The organism is Stenotrophomonas sp. YJH_SMC_57, assembly GCF_059369755.1.
Map to the genome: position 1 here is coordinate 15,746 of NZ_JCAFSZ010000004.1, position 16,457 is coordinate 32,202.

At 65.4% G+C, this 16,457-nt stretch carries 12 protein-coding genes; 5 read left to right on the forward strand and 7 right to left on the reverse strand.

The genetic code is table 11. The features are described 5' to 3' along the window. Positions 1 to 155 precede the first annotated feature (155 nt). Entirely contained in the window at positions 156 to 1,325 is a 1,170-nt protein-coding gene (locus tag AC5P7U_RS05935) for a class I SAM-dependent rRNA methyltransferase (RefSeq protein ID WP_180878534.1), read from the reverse strand. 290 nt (positions 1,326 to 1,615) lie between these two features. Here AC5P7U_RS05935 and AC5P7U_RS05940 point away from each other — a divergent pair, with 290 nt between their 5' ends. Both AC5P7U_RS05940 and AC5P7U_RS05945 read left to right on the forward strand, forming a co-directional pair. Beyond that, complete coding sequence (locus AC5P7U_RS05940; protein WP_495220866.1) at positions 1,616 to 2,578, forward strand: TerC family protein; 963 nt, start codon at positions 1,616 to 1,618, stop codon at positions 2,576 to 2,578. 106 nt (positions 2,579 to 2,684) lie between these two features. After that, complete coding sequence (locus tag AC5P7U_RS05945) at positions 2,685 to 3,455, forward strand: rhomboid family intramembrane serine protease (RefSeq protein ID WP_006479183.1); 771 nt, start codon at positions 2,685 to 2,687, stop codon at positions 3,453 to 3,455. A 94-nt stretch (positions 3,456 to 3,549) separates the two neighbouring features. On the opposite strand, the gene AC5P7U_RS05950 is transcribed toward AC5P7U_RS05945, so the two are convergent. The 6 genes from AC5P7U_RS05950 to rpmH all read right to left on the reverse strand — a co-directional run bounded on the left by AC5P7U_RS05950 (position 3,550) and on the right by rpmH (position 11,348). Beyond that, entirely contained in the window at positions 3,550 to 4,656 is a 1,107-nt protein-coding gene (locus tag AC5P7U_RS05950) for a glycerophosphodiester phosphodiesterase (protein WP_197564350.1), read from the reverse strand. 195 nt (positions 4,657 to 4,851) lie between these two features. Next, positions 4,852 to 6,201 (reverse strand): tRNA uridine-5-carboxymethylaminomethyl(34) synthesis GTPase MnmE, encoded by a 1,350-nt coding sequence (mnmE, locus tag AC5P7U_RS05955; RefSeq protein WP_481457954.1) that lies wholly within the window; start codon positions 6,199 to 6,201, stop codon positions 4,852 to 4,854. A gap of 3 nt (positions 6,202 to 6,204) precedes the next feature. Then, positions 6,205 to 8,877: a polysaccharide deacetylase family protein gene (locus tag AC5P7U_RS05960; protein ID WP_481457953.1), complete on the reverse strand. Its 2,673-nt coding sequence runs from the start codon at positions 8,875 to 8,877 to the stop codon at positions 6,205 to 6,207. A gap of 115 nt (positions 8,878 to 8,992) precedes the next feature. Continuing rightward, positions 8,993 to 10,708: a membrane protein insertase YidC gene (gene yidC, locus AC5P7U_RS05965; protein WP_495220867.1), complete on the reverse strand. Its 1,716-nt coding sequence runs from the start codon at positions 10,706 to 10,708 to the stop codon at positions 8,993 to 8,995. After that, a complete protein-coding gene (rnpA, locus tag AC5P7U_RS05970) occupies positions 10,708 to 11,202 on the reverse strand; it encodes a ribonuclease P protein component (RefSeq protein ID WP_006479316.1) in 495 nt (164 codons plus the stop codon). Before rnpA ends, yidC begins: the two co-directional genes overlap by 1 nt. Positions 11,203 to 11,207: 5 nt before the next feature. Next, on the reverse strand, positions 11,208 to 11,348 hold the full coding sequence (gene rpmH / locus AC5P7U_RS05975; RefSeq protein ID WP_005411729.1) for a 50S ribosomal protein L34: 141 nt from the start codon (positions 11,346 to 11,348) through the stop codon (positions 11,208 to 11,210). Between the two features lie 254 nt (positions 11,349 to 11,602). Between rpmH and dnaA the strand changes: the two genes are divergently transcribed. The 3 genes from dnaA to recF all read left to right on the forward strand — a co-directional run bounded on the left by dnaA (position 11,603) and on the right by recF (position 16,346). Next, a complete protein-coding gene (dnaA, locus tag AC5P7U_RS05980; protein WP_006479319.1) occupies positions 11,603 to 12,934 on the forward strand; it encodes a chromosomal replication initiator protein DnaA in 1,332 nt (443 codons plus the stop codon). A 275-nt stretch (positions 12,935 to 13,209) separates the two neighbouring features. Then, positions 13,210 to 14,310, forward strand: coding sequence for a DNA polymerase III subunit beta (dnaN, locus tag AC5P7U_RS05985; RefSeq protein WP_005411731.1), 1,101 nt, complete (start codon positions 13,210 to 13,212; stop codon positions 14,308 to 14,310). Positions 14,311 to 15,251: 941 nt separating this feature from the next. Further along, the gene (gene recF / locus AC5P7U_RS05990) at positions 15,252 to 16,346 is read left to right on the forward strand and encodes a DNA replication/repair protein RecF (protein WP_197564346.1); all 1,095 of its coding nucleotides are present in this window, start codon (positions 15,252 to 15,254) and stop codon (positions 16,344 to 16,346) included. The last annotated feature ends 111 nt before the right edge of the window (positions 16,347 to 16,457 follow it).

Here is a 16,457-nt window from a genome sequence, read left to right on the forward strand (position 1 = left end):
GCTTCACCTCGATGGGAAGCGTCAGACCATAGCGCCGAGATGACAACAAACGGTAGTGCCGGCCGCTGGCCGGCTCTCAGCGAGAGTCGGAGACCAGGATGAGCCGGCCAGCGGCCGGCACTACCCGATGCCGAACGTAGCCGGGATCCTGCGAATCAATCCACCACGCGGCAGAACACGGCCTTCAGGTAACGCGATTCCTGCACGTGGGCCATGAACGGATGGTCCGGACCGGCGCCGGCCACCTTCAGGATCTGGATCGTGCGGCCGGAGAAGTAGGCGGCGCGGCGCAGCATGTCGAGGAACTGGTCCTCGGCCACCAGGCCGGTGCAGGAGAAGGTGGCGAACAGGCCACCGGGCTTGACCACGCCCAGCGCCAGCTTGTTCATGTCCAGGTACTTCTTCAGCGCGGTGATCACCTGGTCGCGGTCGCGGGTCATCTTCGCCGGGTCCAGGATCACCACGTCGTACTGCTCGCCGCGGTTGGCGGCATCACGCAGCCACGGGAAGATGTCGGACTGGACGAACTTCGGGCGCACGTTGTTCAGGCGCGAATTGCCCTTGGCGATCTGGATGACGTCTTCATCGATGTCGATGCCGACCACGTCCGACGCACCGCGCGCGGCCGCGTACACGGCGAAACCGCCGGTGTTGCAGCACAGGTCGAGCACGCTCTTGCCTTCCACCTGCTGGCTCAGCCACTCGCGGTTCTCGCGCTGGTCGGCGAAGAAACCGGTCTTGTGGGCACCGGCCGGGTCGGCGCGGAACTTGATGCCGTACTCGGTGATCACCGCTGCTTCGGTGGTGGTATTGCCGTGGAAGTCGAAGCTTTCCTGCTTCTGCACGTGCTCGTCGGCGAAGCTGTGGAAGCGGCACCCCGGGAACTGCTCGCGCAGCGCGTCGTAGATCCACTCGCGGTGGCGGAACATGCCGGCGGCGAAGAATTCGACCACCACCAGGTCGCCGTAGCGGTCGACCACCAGGCCGGACAGGCCGTCGCCTTCGCTGTGCACCACGCGCCAGGCATCGGACACCGCATCGAGCTTCAGCACCTCACGGCGCAGCGACACCGCCTGGGCGATCTTGCGCGAGAACCAGCCGGCATCGACCGGCACGTTCGGGTCGGTTTCGAGGATGCGCACGGCAATGCGCGAATGCCCGTTGTAGAACCCCCGGCCAATGAACTCGCCATCGATGCCGACCACGTCGACGATGGAACCGGGCTTGGGCCGGACGGTCGGCTTCTCGACCAGTTTCTGGAAGATCCACGGGTGGCTGGAACGCCACGCATTCTTGAGGCGGACAATCGGAAGGGGGGTATTCATCCGCCCATTGTAGCCGGGGGGCGGCGGGGGCCGGAAATCCAGCACAGGCGCGGCAATTGACGGCGGCCCGGGCAGACGGCAGAATCGGCGCCAGAAGGGGAGTAGCTCCCAGACGTTGTCGCCGTCAATTCGAGCCCGCAGGCTCCGGTGCAACGGCAGTTCCAGCCATTGGAACTGCGAGCGAGACCTTCGCCGTACTGGCGAAGCTCTGTCCCTGGATCCCCTCCCGATCCTCCGTTGCAGATCCTCGCCGTCCGGCCTGGCATTCATCTTTCCAACGGACATTCCCAATGCAGACGATCGGTAACGTGTGGTTGTGGGGCGGCTTCGCAGCGGTGGTGGTCATCGCCCTGCTGGTCGACCTCGTGTTGATGCGCCATGGTGGACCGCACAAGGTCACCTTCAAGGAGGCCCTGTGGTGGTCGATCGGCTGGGTCGCGCTGGCCCTGCTGTTCAACGCCGGCCTCTGGTACTACCTGAATGAGACCGCCGGCCAGGTCGTGGCCAACAAGGTCGGCCTCGAATTCCTGACCGGCTACCTGGTCGAGAAGGCGCTGGCGGTCGACAACATCTTTGTCTTCCTGATGATCATGAGCTACTTCGCGGTGCCGGAGGAACAGCGCCAGAAGGTGCTGATCATCGGCATCCTGGGTGCGATCGTGCTGCGTACGATCATGATTTTCGCCGGCAGCGTACTGATCAGCCAGTTCCATTGGCTGCTTTACGTGTTCGGTGCCTTCCTGCTGTTCACCGGCTGGAAGATGTGGTTCGCCGCCGGCCAGGAGCCCGATCTGGAGACCAATCCGGCCCTGCGCTGGATGCGCAAGCACCTGCGCCTGCTGCCGGACTACGCCGGCAACGCGCTGAGCGTGAAGCGCGATGGCGTGCGCTGGTTCACCCCGCTGTTCGCGGTACTGATCCTGATCGCGGTCACCGACGTGATCTTCGCCGTGGACAGCATCCCGGCGATCTTCGCGATCACCACCGACCCGTTCATCGTGCTCACCTCCAACGTGTTCGCGGTGCTGGGCCTGCGCGCGATGTTCTTCCTGCTGGCCGGCATGGCCGACCGCTTCCACCTGCTGCCGTATGGCCTGGCGCTGGTGCTGGGCTTCATCGGCATCAAGATGATGATCATCGACCTGTTCAAGATCCCGACCCCGGTGTCGCTGGGCGTGGTCGCGGTGATCATCACCGCCACCGTGGTGCTGAGCCTGAAGTACCCGCCGAAGGAAGGATCGGGCCACGCCTGAAGCTGAATCGCTGAACGGCACGGCCGGCGGGATTGTCCCGCCGGCCGTCTCCACTCTCCCGCCGCGGCGGCCTTGGTTTCGCGGCAACCACCGCCATTGCTGAGGTATGGACAACAACGCGCCCCTGCCCGCCGGCGACGTACCGGCCCCCCGCAATGACCGCTCGCGCATCCTGCGGGCGTTCAATGTCAGCCTGGCCGCCGTGCTGGTGCTGGTGGCCGTGTTCGCCCTGCAGGGCACGTTCGACTGGCGCCCCTGGGCGGTAGCGCCGCTGGAAGCCAAGGGCCTGCTCGGCCTGGTCGGTGGCCCGATGCTGCATGCCTCGGTCGAGCACATCGCCGCCAACAGCATCGCCATCCTGATCCTCGGCACCCTGGCCGGCAGCGTCTATCCAAAAGCCACCGTACGCGCCCTGCCCCTGCTGTGGCTGGGTTCGGGCCTGGGTGCCTGGATGCTGGGCAATCCGGGCAGCGTGCACCTGGGCGCCAGTGGCGTGACCCACGGCCTGATGTTCCTGCTCGCCAGCCTCGGCCTGCTGCGTCGCGACCGCGCGGCGATCGCCACCGGCCTGATCGGCATGCTGTTCTACGGCGGCATGCTGATGACCGTCCTGCCGCACGCCGACGGCGTGTCGTGGCAGTCGCACATGGGCGGCGCCTTCGCCGGCATCATTGCCGCGTTGCTGTTCCGCAATGCCGACCCCCTGCCGCCGCGCCAGCGCTACAGCTGGGAGGACGAAGAGGATGAGTCCGAACCGCTGGCCGACGACGAGCTGGAGCCGCCGTCACCGCAGCGCGTGCCGGTGCTGTGGCAGCCGCGCGAGGGCCAGGACTACGTGGTGATTCCGTTCCGGCGGCCGGACGATCCGCGCGGCTGAGGTGTGGTAGTGCCGGCCGCTGGCCGGCAACCCGGCAATTCCCACCGAAGGTTCATGAGCTTGCCGGCCAGCGGCCGGCACTACCGGGGGAGAATCAGTTCCCCGCCGCACCCATCCCATCCACCGCCTGCCGGCCCAGCGCCGGGTCGTCGGTGAAGAAGGCATCGATGCCGGTGGCCAGGTACGCGCGCATCTCGGCGATCGAACCCTCGGCGTTGCGTGCATTGTCGGCACCCTTGCGCAGGTTGCTGGCCTGGAAGTGGTTCTCCGGGCGGAAGGTGTACGGGATCACCATCAGGCCCACCGCATGCGCATCGCGCACCAGCGAGGTGGGCGTGCCCAGCGCGCCCTTGTCATCCAGCGGAATGATCGAGCGCAGCTCCGGGCCGATGCTGTCGGCGTACACGGCGATGTCCTTCAGGCCGGCCGGGGTCATCATCTGTGCGTAGGTCAGCGTGCCACCGGCCTTGGCGACGTCGGCCGGCTGGGTGTCGCCCTTCCACAGCAGCTGCAGCAGGCGGATGTTGCTGTCGCGCGGGATCTTGCCGCGCAGGTAGCGCAGGTTGGCAGTCTCGAACGACTGGATGGTGACCGGGCCGACGTTGGTATAGGCGTTGCCGCGCAGCGCCGCCAGCAGTTTGTCTTCCATCGGCAGGCCGATCGACTGGAAGTAGGTCGGGTGCTTGATCTCCGGCACCAGGCCGATGCCACGGTTGGCACGCCCTGCCTGCTGCACCAGGAAGGCCAGGATCTCGTCAAGGCTGGCGATGCGGAACTGGCCGTCGTAGGCGGTGCTGCGCAGTTCCGGCAGGCGCTCACGCGCGTACAGCGTCTTCAGCTCGGCCAGGGTGAAGTCTTCGGTGAACCAGCCCTCGACCTTCTGCCCGTCGATCACCTTGCTGGTGCGGCGGCTGGCGAACTCGGGATGCGAGGCAACGTCGGTGGTGCCACCGATCTCGTTCTCGTGGCGGGCCACCATCTTCCCGTCCCTGGTCATCACCAGGTCCGGTTCGATGTAGTCGGCGCCATCGGCAATCGCCTGCGCATAGGCGGCCAGGGTGTGCTCGGGCAGCAGCGCGCTTGCACCGCGGTGGCCATAGACCGACACCTTGTGTGCGGCCGGGGTGGAGGATTCAGCACTCATGGCCACCGATGGTGCCACGGCCAGCGACAACAGCAACGCACAACCCCACGACTTCACTGCGACTTCCCCAAGCGGTATGTGATGGGCGTCAGTATGCGGCGGCAATGTGACAGGCGGGGGACCACACGCATCCGGTAGTCGCCGACCTGGGTCGGCGCTCTGCCAGCCGGCGTCGATGACCCCGGACGCCCTGTGCCAACCAAGGTTGGCACCCACTAGAGCGTGAGCCCGTTCGGGGATCTGGCACCAGCGTTACTTGCCGATGCAGAAGCTGGAGAAGATCCGTCCCAGCAGATCATCGGCACTCATCTGCCCGGTGATCTCGCCCAGTGCATCGTGCGCCAGCCGCAGTTCCTCGGCGGCCAGTTCCAGGTGTTCGTGGGCCAGCTCACCATCGGCGCGCTGCGCATGTTCCTGCGCGCGCTCGATCGCATCGACGTGGCGGGTGCGCGCGGAGAACTCGCCGTCCACCTGCTCCCCTGCCCCGGCCGAAGCGATGCTGCGCAGGCGCACATGCAGGTCATCGAGCCCGGCACCGGTCGCGGCCGAGACGAACACGCGATCCGGATCGTCCAGCGTCGGCAGCACATCCAGCAGGTCCGACTTGTTGTGGATGTAGACCTTGTGCGGCACCGCCATCACTGCATCACCGAGGGCCGCTTCACCGGCCGCCGGATCGCGTGCATCCAGCACGATCAGCGCCAGGTCGGTGCGCTCGATTTCCACATGTGCGCGACGCATGCCTTCGCGCTCGATGGCATCGCCGCCGTCGCGCAGGCCGGCGGTGTCGACCAGGGTCAGTTCCAGGCCATCCAGGCGGATCGTCTCGCGCAGCGTGTCGCGGGTGGTGCCGGCAATGTCGGTGACGATCGCACGCTCGCTGCCAGCCAACGCATTGAGCAATGAACTCTTGCCGGCATTCGGTGGCCCGATCAGCACCGCGTGCAGGCTGTCGCGCAGGCGGCGACCACGTTCGGCATCGCGGCGCAGCAGGGCCAGATCGCTGCGCGCCTGTTCCAGCCCGCGCCGTACCTGCGCGCCACCGAGGGTGTCCAGCGGTTCGTCGGCGAAGTCGATGGCCGCTTCCACGTGGATGCGCAGCAGCACCAGCTGTTCGACCACCGCCTCGATGCGGCGCGAGAACACACCATCCAGCGAACGGCGCGCAGCACGCGCGGCACGGTTGTCGCCGGCGGCGATCAGGTCGGCGATGGCCTCGGCCTGGGCCAGGTCCAGCTTGCCGTTGAGAAACGCCCGTTCGCTGAACTCACCCGGCCGCGCCTGGCGCGCACCCAGCGCGATGCAGCGCGCGACCAGCTGCTGCAACAGCACGGGGCTGCCGTGCCCCTGCAGTTCCACCACTTCTTCGCCGGTGAAGCTGTTGGGCGCGGGGAACCAAAGCACGATGCCATCGTCGATCACCTCATCGTCGGCGTCGCGCAGGCGCGCGTAATGCGCATGGCGCGGGCGCAATGCAGGCGCACCCAGTGCGTTGGCGATGGCCGCCGCGCGCGGGCCGGACAGGCGCAGCAGGCCAACCCCCCCGGCGCCGGGGGCGCTGGCGATGGCCACGATGGTGTCGGTGTGGATCGTGGTATCCATGGCTCAGAGCTTCTCCAGCTGCGCGCGTGCCTGCGCCGCACCACTGCCCTGCGGCTGCAGCGCCAGGTAGGTGGTGTAGGCCTGCCTGGCCTTGGGCTTGTCGCCGGCGTTGAAGTAGGCATCGCCCAGGTTGATATAGGCCACCGCGCGCGAGGGATCAATCTTCAGCGTGTTCTCCAGCCAGCGCGCCGCTTCGGCGTAGCGCTGCTGGCGGTAGTAGACGAAGCCGAGGTTGTTCGCGGCCTGGGCGAAATCGGGGCGCAGCTTCAGCGCTTCGGCGAACTGCGCGGCCGCCTCGTCGTACTGCTTCTCGCGGTACAGCTGCAGGCCGCGGTCGTTGGCCTGCTGCGCGCGCTGGCGGTCGGACGCCGGGCCGGCGGTGGGCACCACCAGCCTGGCCTTGCCACCCTGCAGGTCGGCCACGGTCACCGGCGCCTGGTTGCCCTTGGCCTCGCTGGCAGCATCGACCTTGTTGTTCAGCGCGATCGCATCGGCGGTCAGCTGGCGCGTATCGGCGGTGAGGAACTCCTGGCTGTCGGGCACCTGGAACACGAACTCGCCGCCCTGCGAACCGGGCAGGCTGCCGAAGGCCGGGGTCTGGTGCGAAACCGCCGACACTGCCGGCGCCACGTACGCGGCCAGCTCGGTACCGGTGATCAGGCCATCGCCGTTGAGGTCACCCTTGCCGGCCAGCGCCTGCAGCAGCACCCAGGTGAACACCGAATGGCCGTTCGGGCCGGCATCGGCCACCTGCTGGTCGGCACCGCCGGCGGTCAGCATCTGCCGCGCGCTGCGGCGTGCGTTCTCGCGCAGGAATGACGACGACGAGGGGCCACCCCGGGTCAGGCCCAGGCCGCTGTAGCAGGCATCCATCACGAACATCACGTGCTTGGCCTGCATGCTCTCGGCGATGTTCTGGATGTCGGTCATCGCGATCGCGTCGGTGGCGAACTCTTTCGGGTCCGAATCCACCGGGATGATGTAGCCAAGGTCGCGCCCGGAGGCGAGCTGGCGGGTCGCGCCATGGCCGGCGAAGAACACGAACACGCGGTCGTTCTTTCCGGTGCGATCGTCGGCCAGGCGGTCGTGGAAGGCGGCCAGGATGTTGTTGCGGGTGGCCTGCTCATTCTTCAGCACGATCACCTGTGAAGAGGGGAAGCCGAACTGCCCTGTCAGCGTGTCGGCCACCGCCTGCGCATCGTGGCTGGCGTACTCCAGCTTCGGCCACTTGGCGTAACTGTCGATGCCTACCACGATCGCCCACGACTTCTCGTAGCCGGTGGTGACGGTGGCGTCGCTGGCCGCGCCCTTGCGCGCGCGGGCGACGGTGAAGTCGCGGCCGTTCCAGCCGGCGAACTGGTAGCCGTCGGCGATCAGGCGGTCGAGGATCTGCGGCAGCGCCTTCACCGCACGGTCGTGGATGTCATGGAACAGGATGATGCCGCGCTGTTCCTTGTTCACCTGGCCGAGCACGCGCTGCACGATCGATTCCGGCACCGGGTCGGCCCAGTCCATCGAGTCGATGTTCCACATGATCGACTTCAGCCCGGCCTCGTTGAGCAGCTGCAGGCCTTCGGCATTGCGCGCGCCGTACGGGAAGCGGAACAGCGGCGCGCGCTTGCTGTCGACATCCTTCAGCAGGGTATCGGTGTCGAGCACCTGCTGGCGCAGCGCGTCGCCGGTGGTGCGCGAGAGCTGGGCGTGGGTCAGGCTGTGGTTGCCGACCGCATAGCCCTCTTCCATCAGGCTGCGGCTGATCTTCGCCATCGGCCCGAGGCTGACCCTGCCGTCGCTCTCGACCTTGCCCAGGTTGCGGCCCACCTCGAAGAACACGCCCGGCACGTCGTAGCGCTTGAGGATGGCGACCACTTCATCGGTGTAGGCCTTGTGCGGGCCATCATCGAAGGTCAGCACCACGGTCTTGGGCGGCAGGTCGCGGCCGAAGATCTCGCGGTCGCTGTCCTTCATCGACATCGGGTACGGCTCGATCACCCCGTAGTCGCGCAGGATCGCCTCGCGGCTGTAATCCTTGTGCAGGTGGGCGATGTAGTCCTCCCACTTCTCGCGCTTCAGCTCGATGGCGCGGGTGCGTTCGAAACGGCTGAAGATCCGGGTCAGTTCCTGGTTGTAGTTGCGCTCGATTTCATCGAGTGCTTCCAGGTCTTCGCCGATGCGCTGGTGCAGTTTCACCGCCGGCAGCGACGAATCGGTACCGACCCGTTCGTGTAGATCGCGCAGCACTTCGCGGAACGCCAGGCGGTCGGCGTCGAACAGTTCCGGTGCCGACTCGACGTAGTCCAGCACGGTGCCAAGGGTGGCGAAGCGCTGCGGGCTGGTACCGCGCAGCAGGGTGTCGAACTGCGCGGCAATCGCCGTGCGCTGTTCCAAGCCATCGTGAAACAGCTGCTGGCCAACGCGCGTGGACGTACCCCGGTCTGTAGCACTCTGCTGGTCTTCATCGGCCAGCAGCACGATGATCCGGCGATAGCCATCCAGCTGCTTCTGCAGTGCCGCCAGCAACGGTGCGGCGGCCGGATCAGCGGCGGCCGCGGCCTGCGCGCTGGGCTGGGTGACGGCGGCCGCCGGTGCCTTCGCATCCTTGTCGCCACACCCGGCCACGACCAGGGTCAACAACAGCGAGGGCAGGAACAGGCAGAACGACAGCGCACGCGGCATGGTGGACTCGAAGGTGGGAGGAACGGTGTGCCGGGAATTCTAACGCCGCATGCGAAAAGCCCGCCTTGCGGCGGGCTTCTGCTGAGGTCAGCCGGCCAGCGGCCGGCTCTACCCGTTACTTCTTCTTGACCGGGGCCGGGGCAGTGGTGGCCGGGACCGGATCGCCGCCATGGCGCTTGGTCATCCACCACTGCTGCAGCAGGCCGAGGCCGCCGTTGACCACCCAATACAGCACCAGGCCGGACGGCATGAAGGCCATCATGACGCCGAACACCAGCGGCATGAACTGCATCATCTTCTGCTGCATCGGGTCCATGCCCGGTGCCGGGGTCAGCTTCTGGGTGAACCACATCACCGCCACGTTGATGACCGGCAGGATGAAGTACGGGTCGCGTGCGGTCAGGTCCTGGATCCAGCCCAGCCACGGCGCCTGGCGCAGCTCGACCGACTCGACCAGCACCCAGTACAGGGCGAAGAAGATCGGCATCTGGATGAGGATCGGCAGGCAGCCGCCCATCGGATTGATCTTTTCCTTCTTGTACAGCTCCATCATCGCGGTCTGGAACTTCTGGCGGTCATCGCCATAGCGTTCCTTCAGCTGCGCGATGCGCGGCTGGAAACGACGCATCTTGGCGCCGCTCTTGTACTGCACGGCCGACAACGGATACAGCACCAGCTTCAGCAGCACCACCAGGCCGACGATCGCCCAGCCCCAGTTGCCGACCAGCTTGTGCACCTGGTTCAGCACCCAGAACAGGCCCTGTCCGATTACCGCCATCATCGAGAAGCGGCTGTAGTCGACCACGCGGTCCAGGCCCGGCACGTCTTCCTTGGCGATCAGGTTGACCAGCTTCGGGCCGACCCACAGGCGGGCCTCGGTGCTGGTGGACTGGCCCGGGGCCACGGTGAAGGCCGGGCCACGCGCCTCGATCAGGTCACGACCGGCCACCTGCGACAGCACGTAGTGCGCCGTCTGGTCCTTCTGCGGGATCCAGGCGGTGAAGAAATGGTGCTGCAGCATCGCCAGCCAGCCGCCGGTGATGTTCTGGTTCAGCGTGCCGTCTTCCAGGTAGTCCTTGAACGCACGACGCTGGTACTTCTTGTCGTTGTCGTACCAGGTGGCGCCGTTGAAGCTGAAGGAGTCCGGGTTGGTCATGCTCCGCGACAGGATGGTCGGGGTGCGGTCCAGGGTGCGGTAGACGTAACCATTCCACGGCGCGGTGCCGGTGTTGCTGACTTCGTCCTTGAAGCGCACCGCGTACTCGTTGCGCGAGACGGTCAGGGTGCGCTTGATGGTCACGCCGTTGTCGGCGGTCCACACGAACGGGATCTGCAGCTCGTTCTGGCCCTTGGCCAGCACGAAGTCATTGGTGTCACCGACCAGCTTGAAGCCGTCAGCGCCCGGGACCGGAGTGTTCTTGTCCTCGCTGGCCCAGCCGCTGATCGCGCTGTACGGATGCGCGGGATCTTCGGTCAGCAGGCGCACCGGCGGGCTGCCTTCGTCCTTGGTCTGCGGGAACTGCAGCAGCTCGGCGTCGAGCACGCGGCCGCCATCGAGCACCAGGCGCAGCACGTCGGTGGTGACGGTCACGCGCTGGCTGGCCGGGGTGGCACTGGCCTGGGCCTGCACGGCAGCCTGGCCGGGGGCGCCCGGAACCTGGGCACTGGGGATGGCGCCCGGGCTGGAACCCGGAACGCTCTGTGCGGCGGCCGGGGCCGACGTGGTCGTCGGTGCCGGGGTCGGAGCAGCCTTTTCACGGTTCCACTCCATCCACAGCAGCACGGCCACCATCAGCCAGGCAAAAATGAGGAATACGCGGGTCTGGTTCATCAGCGGACAGGCTCGGCGGGGCCGGGACGCGATGCCGGCTCGGTCAAAGAAGGAGTTGCGATGCCATCAGGCGGCGGCATTGTGCCGTCCACGCCCGGCGTGGGCAATGCACGCAGGCGACGCAGCAGGCGCAGGAAGGCCTGGCGGATCTCGTCGTTGCTGGCGGAACGCGCAGCACTACGAGCCACGACGACGAAGTCGCCTGGCTGGATTTCGGTACGTGTCTGACGCAGGATGTCGCGCAGGACGCGCTTGATCCGGTTACGCCCGACGGCGTTCGGATCAACCTTGCGGGAAACCGCCAGACCCAGCCTGGCCGGCCGGTCAGCCGGCAGCCAGTGCAGGGTCATCAGCGGATCGGACACACGGCGGGCGCCGTTGAAGACCGTTGAGTATTCGGCACGCGTGCGAACCCGCGCAGAGCGAGGGAATCGCTTGCGCGGGTCTGCAGTATTCACTGTCGAAGGGATTGCGTCTGCCGCGAGGTGCGGCATGGCAATCAGGCGCTCAGGACTTTGCGGCCCTTGGCGCGGCGACGCGACAGGATCTTGCGGCCGTCAGCGGTCTTCATACGGGCACGGAAGCCGTGGTCGCGCTTACGCTTGAGGTTGCTGGGCTGGTAGGTGCGCTTCGTGGCCATTGGGGGCCTCTCGTATGAATGGGACGGAAAGAACCGGAAATTCTAGAGAGGTACCCCGCCCCAAGTCAAGCCCTGGCAGCTACGCCAATTCACTGCCCTGTGCAATAGCTGTGGATGTTTTTGTGAATAAGTAGGGGACAAGCATTCCGAAGGCGGGCGCTCGGTGGTAGTCTGAGCCATCCATTTCCCCCTTTCCGGCCTGTGTTTGGGCGCCTTGTCGCGTCCACGCCCCGGCCACCGGACGATTATTGCTGATGGATGCTTGGTCCCGTAGTCTCGAGCGCCTCGAAGCGGAGTTCCCGCCGGAAGACGTTCATACCTGGTTGAAGCCGCTGCAGGCCGATCTGCGCGTGGACAGCCTGGTGCTGTATGCACCGAATGCCTTCATCGTCGACCAGGTCCGCGAGCTGTACCTGGCCCGGATCCGCGAGCTGTTGGCTCATTTCGCCGGTTTCAGCGACGTTTTTCTTGAAATCGGCTCGCGTCCGCGCCCGGTCGAGATGCAGAACGCGCCGGTTTCCACGCCGTCGGCGCACGTCTCCAGCGAACCGCAGGTGCCGTTTGCCGGCAACCTGGACAACCACTACACCTTCGCCAACTTCGTCGAAGGCCGCAGCAACCAGCTGGGCCTGGCCGCTGCCTTCCAGGCGGCGCAGAAGCCGGGCGACCGTGCGCACAACCCGCTGCTGCTGTACGGAGGCACCGGCCTGGGCAAGACCCACCTGATGTTCGCCGCCGGCAATGCCATGCGCCAGGCCAACCCGGGGGCGAAGGTGCTGTACCTGCGTTCGGAGCAGTTCTTCAGCGCGATGATCCGGGCCCTTCAGGAAAAGACCATGGATCAGTTCAAGCGCCAGTTCCAGCAGGTGGACGCGCTGTTGATCGATGACATCCAGTTCTTCGCCGGCAAGGACCGCACCCAGGAAGAGTTCTTCCACACCTTCAACGCGCTGTTCGATGGCAAGCAGCAGATCATCCTGACCTGCGACCGCTATCCGCGCGAAGTCGAAGGCCTGGAAGCGCGCCTGAAGTCGCGGCTTGCCTGGGGCCTGTCGGTCGCGATCGAACCGCCGGACTTCGAGACCCGTGCCGCGATCGTGCTGGCCAAGGCGCGCGAACGCGGTGCCGAGATTCCCGATGATGTTGCGTTCCTGATCGCCAAGAAGATGCGCTCCAACGTGCGCGACCTCGAAGGCGCGCTCAATACCCTGACCGCCCGCGCCAATTTCACCGGCCGCGCGATCACCACCGAATTCGCCCAGGAAACCCTGCGCGACCTGCTGCGTGCCCAGCAGCAGGCGATCAGCATTCCCAACATCCAGAAAACCGTTGCCGACTACTACGGCCTGCAGATCAAGGATCTGCTGTCGAAGCGTCGGACCCGCTCGCTGGCCCGCCCGCGCCAGGTCGCCATGGCCCTGACCAAGGAACTGACCGAGCACAGCCTGCCCGAGATCGGCGATGCCTTTGCCGGTCGCGATCACACCACGGTGCTGCATGCCTGCCGCCAGATCCGGACCCTGATGGAAACCGACGGCAAGCTCCGCGAGGACTGGGACAAGCTGATCCGGAAGCTGAGCGAATGATGCACCGATGCCGATGAGGCGTCATCGCACAAAACGGTGCAGAATCCGGTAGCAAGCGCGGGACACGTTGTGGATAAAAATGGCGTCTGAAATCGCGCCGATTCTATCCACAGCTTTCCCCACCCCCTGGGGGTCGGTAATACAGAGGGTTTCGAGGTCTGAAATTCTTTTATTTACAAAGACTTAGCGTTGTTTTCCAGCGATTCTGTCTCTACCAGCACCACCAAGCTTTTGATTTATTCCACATTTTTTAAAGCATAGGGGCACGGAACCACATGCGTTTCACACTGCAGCGCGAAGCCTTTCTCAAGCCGTTGGCACAGGTCGTCAACGTGGTCGAACGCCGCCAGACCCTTCCGGTTCTGGCCAATTTCCTGGTCCAGGTGCAGAACGGCCAGCTGTCGCTGACCGGTACCGACCTGGAAGTGGAGATGGTGTCGCGGATCGCGGTTGAAGATGCCCAGGACGGCGAAACCACGATTCCCGCCCGCAAGCTGTTCGAGATCATCCGTGCGCTGCCCGACGGCAGCCGGATCACCGTCTCGCAGACCGGTGACAAGATCACCGTGCAGGCCGGTCGCAGCCGCTTCACCCTGGCAACCCTGCCCTCCAACGACTTCCCGTCGGTGGACGAGGTGGAAGCCACCGAGCGCGTGGCCATCGGCGAAGCGACCCTGAAGGAACTGATCGAACGCACCGCGTTCGCGATGGCCCAGCAGGACGTGCGCTACTACCTCAACGGCCTGCTGTTCGATCTGCGCGGTGACGCCCTGCGTACCGTCGCGACCGACGGTCATCGCCTGGCGCTGTGTGAAACCGATCTGGCCAAGCCCAGCGGTTCCAAGCGCCAGATCATCGTGCCGCGCAAGGGCGTGACCGAACTGCAGCGCCTGCTGGAAAGCGGTGATCGCGAGATCGAGCTGGAAGTCGGCCGTAGCCACGTGCGCGTCAAGCGCGACGATGTCACTTTCACCTCGAAGCTGATCGACGGCCGCTTCCCGGATTACGAAGCCGTGATCCCGATCGGCGCCGACCGCGAAGTGAAGGTTGACCGTGAAGCCCTGCGTGCCTCGCTGCAGCGTGCCGCGATCCTGTCCAACGAGAAGTACCGCGGTATCCGCGTGGAAGTCTCGCCGGGCAACCTGAAGATCAGCGCGCACAACCCGGAACAGGAAGAAGCCCAGGAAGAGATCGAAGCCGACACCACGGTCAGCGACCTGGCCATCGGCTTCAACGTGAACTACCTGCTGGATGCCCTGTCGGCGCTGCGCGACGAGGAAGTCATCATCCAGCTGCGCGACTCCAACTCCTCGGCGCTGGTGCGTGAATCCAGCAGCGAGAAGTCGCGTCACGTGGTGATGCCGCTGCGTCTCTGACATCAGCGCTGTTCCACGTGGAACCGAATGACGCCCGGGATTTTCCCGGGCGTTTTTTGTTCCACGTGGAGCACTGGTAGTCGCGCTGGACTCAAGCGTTGATGCAACGGCGTTGGAGTGGAGCCTGTCCTGCAGTTTCCCTTCCACTTCTGACGGTGCGAGTTCGCCTTCGGATCGGATGTGACCAGAATTGTGGTTGTGGGAGATCGGAGCGCCATTGGCGACGCCATGAGGCGCGCTCGCGATGGTGTTCGAAGGTGTGGCTGCAGCTCCTGTAAACGCCACTGTCCACAGGACGCGTTTGGAGGAAATTGGGTCGAGCCTAGCTTCTAAATCTGGGTATAAATCTAAAGCATGGTGGTGATGGTAGGGCCAGATCTCGTGGAAAAATGCACTATCTCCATGTTTTAAAAGGAATTTATACAGCTGAAACCCCCTGTATAGAGCGCCTTGGGGCTGGGGGGGAACCTGTGGATAGTTTCGTCGGCCCGGTAAAAGGGCTTTTTTATCCACAGATTGCCCATACCTTGTGTATAAGTCATACAGTCCCGCTGTGGACAGCGTGGAACGGCCGGTCTGAATTCCTTGAATTCTGTGGAACCCTGCAGGAGCTCTCATCGCAGATTTGAAGATATCGGCAGCAGTTTCGGTTGGGATCGACATTGAGGCCGTCCGTAGCGCGGCCCGGATGCCGTGAAATCGCTGAAATCTGAGGGTCCACACCGTGGAACCCGGCGCAGATTTGAAGCAATTTCAGGCCCCTCCAGATCGCGAGGGGCGCCAGAAGTGGGCTGTTCACCACGTGGAACGCGTAAATGCTGATCGGCGGATGGCGCGTCCTGGCCCGCGTGCTGTCGCCACCGCGTCAGGCTTGACCGATGCAGTAAGCTGATGGATTACCCACCCTACTACCGCCCCGTGCGGATGGTCCTTCGCGCCCCATGCAGATCCGCCGCCTCGCCCTGCACCAACTGCGTCGCTTCAGTGCGGTGGACCTGTTGCCGCAGCCAGGATTGAACCTGCTGACCGGCGACAACGGTGCCGGCAAGACCAGCGTGCTCGAGGCCCTGCACCTGATGGCCTATGGCCGCAGCTTTCGCGGCCGGGTTCGCGATGGCCTGGTCCGTCAGGGCCAGGAGGCCCTGGAAGTCTTCGTGGAATGGGACGAGCAGCGCGACAATCACCCGCCCCATCGCCGCAAGGCGGGCCTGCGCCACAGCGGTCAGGACTGGAAGGGGCGATTGGACGGAGAGGATGTCGCGCAGCTCGGGAATCTCTGCGCTGCCCTGGCCGTGGTGACCTTCGAGCCAGGCAGCCATGCGCTGGTGAGCGGCGGTGGAGAACCCCGCCGCCGCTTCCTCGATTGGGGCCTGTTCCACGTGGAACCTGATTTCCTGTCCTTGTGGCGCCGCTACTCGCGGGCACTGAAGCAGCGTAACGCGCTGCTCAAGCAGGGTGGGCCATCGCGGATGCTCGATACCTGGGATCACGAGCTGGCCGAGGCTGGAGAACCGCTGACCAGCCGCCGCCAGCACTACCTGGAGCGACTGCAGCAGCGCACGGTGTCGTTGGCAGCCACCCTGGCCCCGCAACTCGGGATCCAGACGCTGGAATTGAGCCCGGGCTGGCGTCGGCATGAGCTTCCTCTGGCCGATGCCCTGCTTCTGGCCCGTGAACGGGACCGCCAGGCCGGTTACACCTCGGTCGGCCCGCACCGCGCGGACTGGAGCGTGGGTTTCCACAACATTCCCGGTCGCGACGCGCTGTCACGGGGGCAGGCCAAGCTGACCGCGCTGGCGTGCCTGCTGGCGCAGGCCGAGGACTATGCGGAGCAACGCGGCGAGTGGCCGGTGATCGCACTCGATGATCTGGCCTCGGAGCTGGACCGCACCCACCAGGCGCGGGTCCTGCAGCGTCTGCTTGATGGCCCGGCGCAGATCTTCATCACGGCCACCGAAACCCCGTCGGCACTGCAGGATCTGGCCGACATCACCCGGTTCCACGTGGAACATGCACAGATCGTGGCTGTGCCATAGTGGTCACCCCAGGGCCGCTCGACCCCGGCTGGTATAATTCGGGTTGGAATCCTTTCATTCTCGGCACATCGCCTCGCGCGGTGGCCGACCTGCGGAGCCTACGGCAAGCGC

Coding starts and splice junctions, on each gene's coding strand:
- AC5P7U_RS05960 (WP_481457953.1), bottom strand. CDS start 8,877: ATGCCGCGTGCGCTGTCGTTCTGCCTGTTCCTGCCCTCGCTGTTGTTG.
- mnmE (WP_481457954.1), bottom strand. CDS start 6,201: ATGGATACCACGATCCACACCGACACCATCGTGGCCATCGCCAGCGCC.
- dnaN (WP_005411731.1), top strand. CDS start 13,210: ATGCGTTTCACACTGCAGCGCGAAGCCTTTCTCAAGCCGTTGGCACAG.
- yidC (WP_495220867.1), bottom strand. CDS start 10,708: ATGAACCAGACCCGCGTATTCCTCATTTTTGCCTGGCTGATGGTGGCC.
- AC5P7U_RS05940 (WP_495220866.1), top strand. CDS start 1,616: ATGCAGACGATCGGTAACGTGTGGTTGTGGGGCGGCTTCGCAGCGGTG.
- AC5P7U_RS05945 (WP_006479183.1), top strand. CDS start 2,685: ATGGACAACAACGCGCCCCTGCCCGCCGGCGACGTACCGGCCCCCCGC.
- rpmH (WP_005411729.1), bottom strand. CDS start 11,348: ATGGCCACGAAGCGCACCTACCAGCCCAGCAACCTCAAGCGTAAGCGC.
- AC5P7U_RS05935 (WP_180878534.1), bottom strand. CDS start 1,325: ATGAATACCCCCCTTCCGATTGTCCGCCTCAAGAATGCGTGGCGTTCC.
- rnpA (WP_006479316.1), bottom strand. CDS start 11,202: ATGCCGCACCTCGCGGCAGACGCAATCCCTTCGACAGTGAATACTGCA.
- recF (WP_197564346.1), top strand. CDS start 15,252: ATGCAGATCCGCCGCCTCGCCCTGCACCAACTGCGTCGCTTCAGTGCG.
- dnaA (WP_006479319.1), top strand. CDS start 11,603: ATGGATGCTTGGTCCCGTAGTCTCGAGCGCCTCGAAGCGGAGTTCCCG.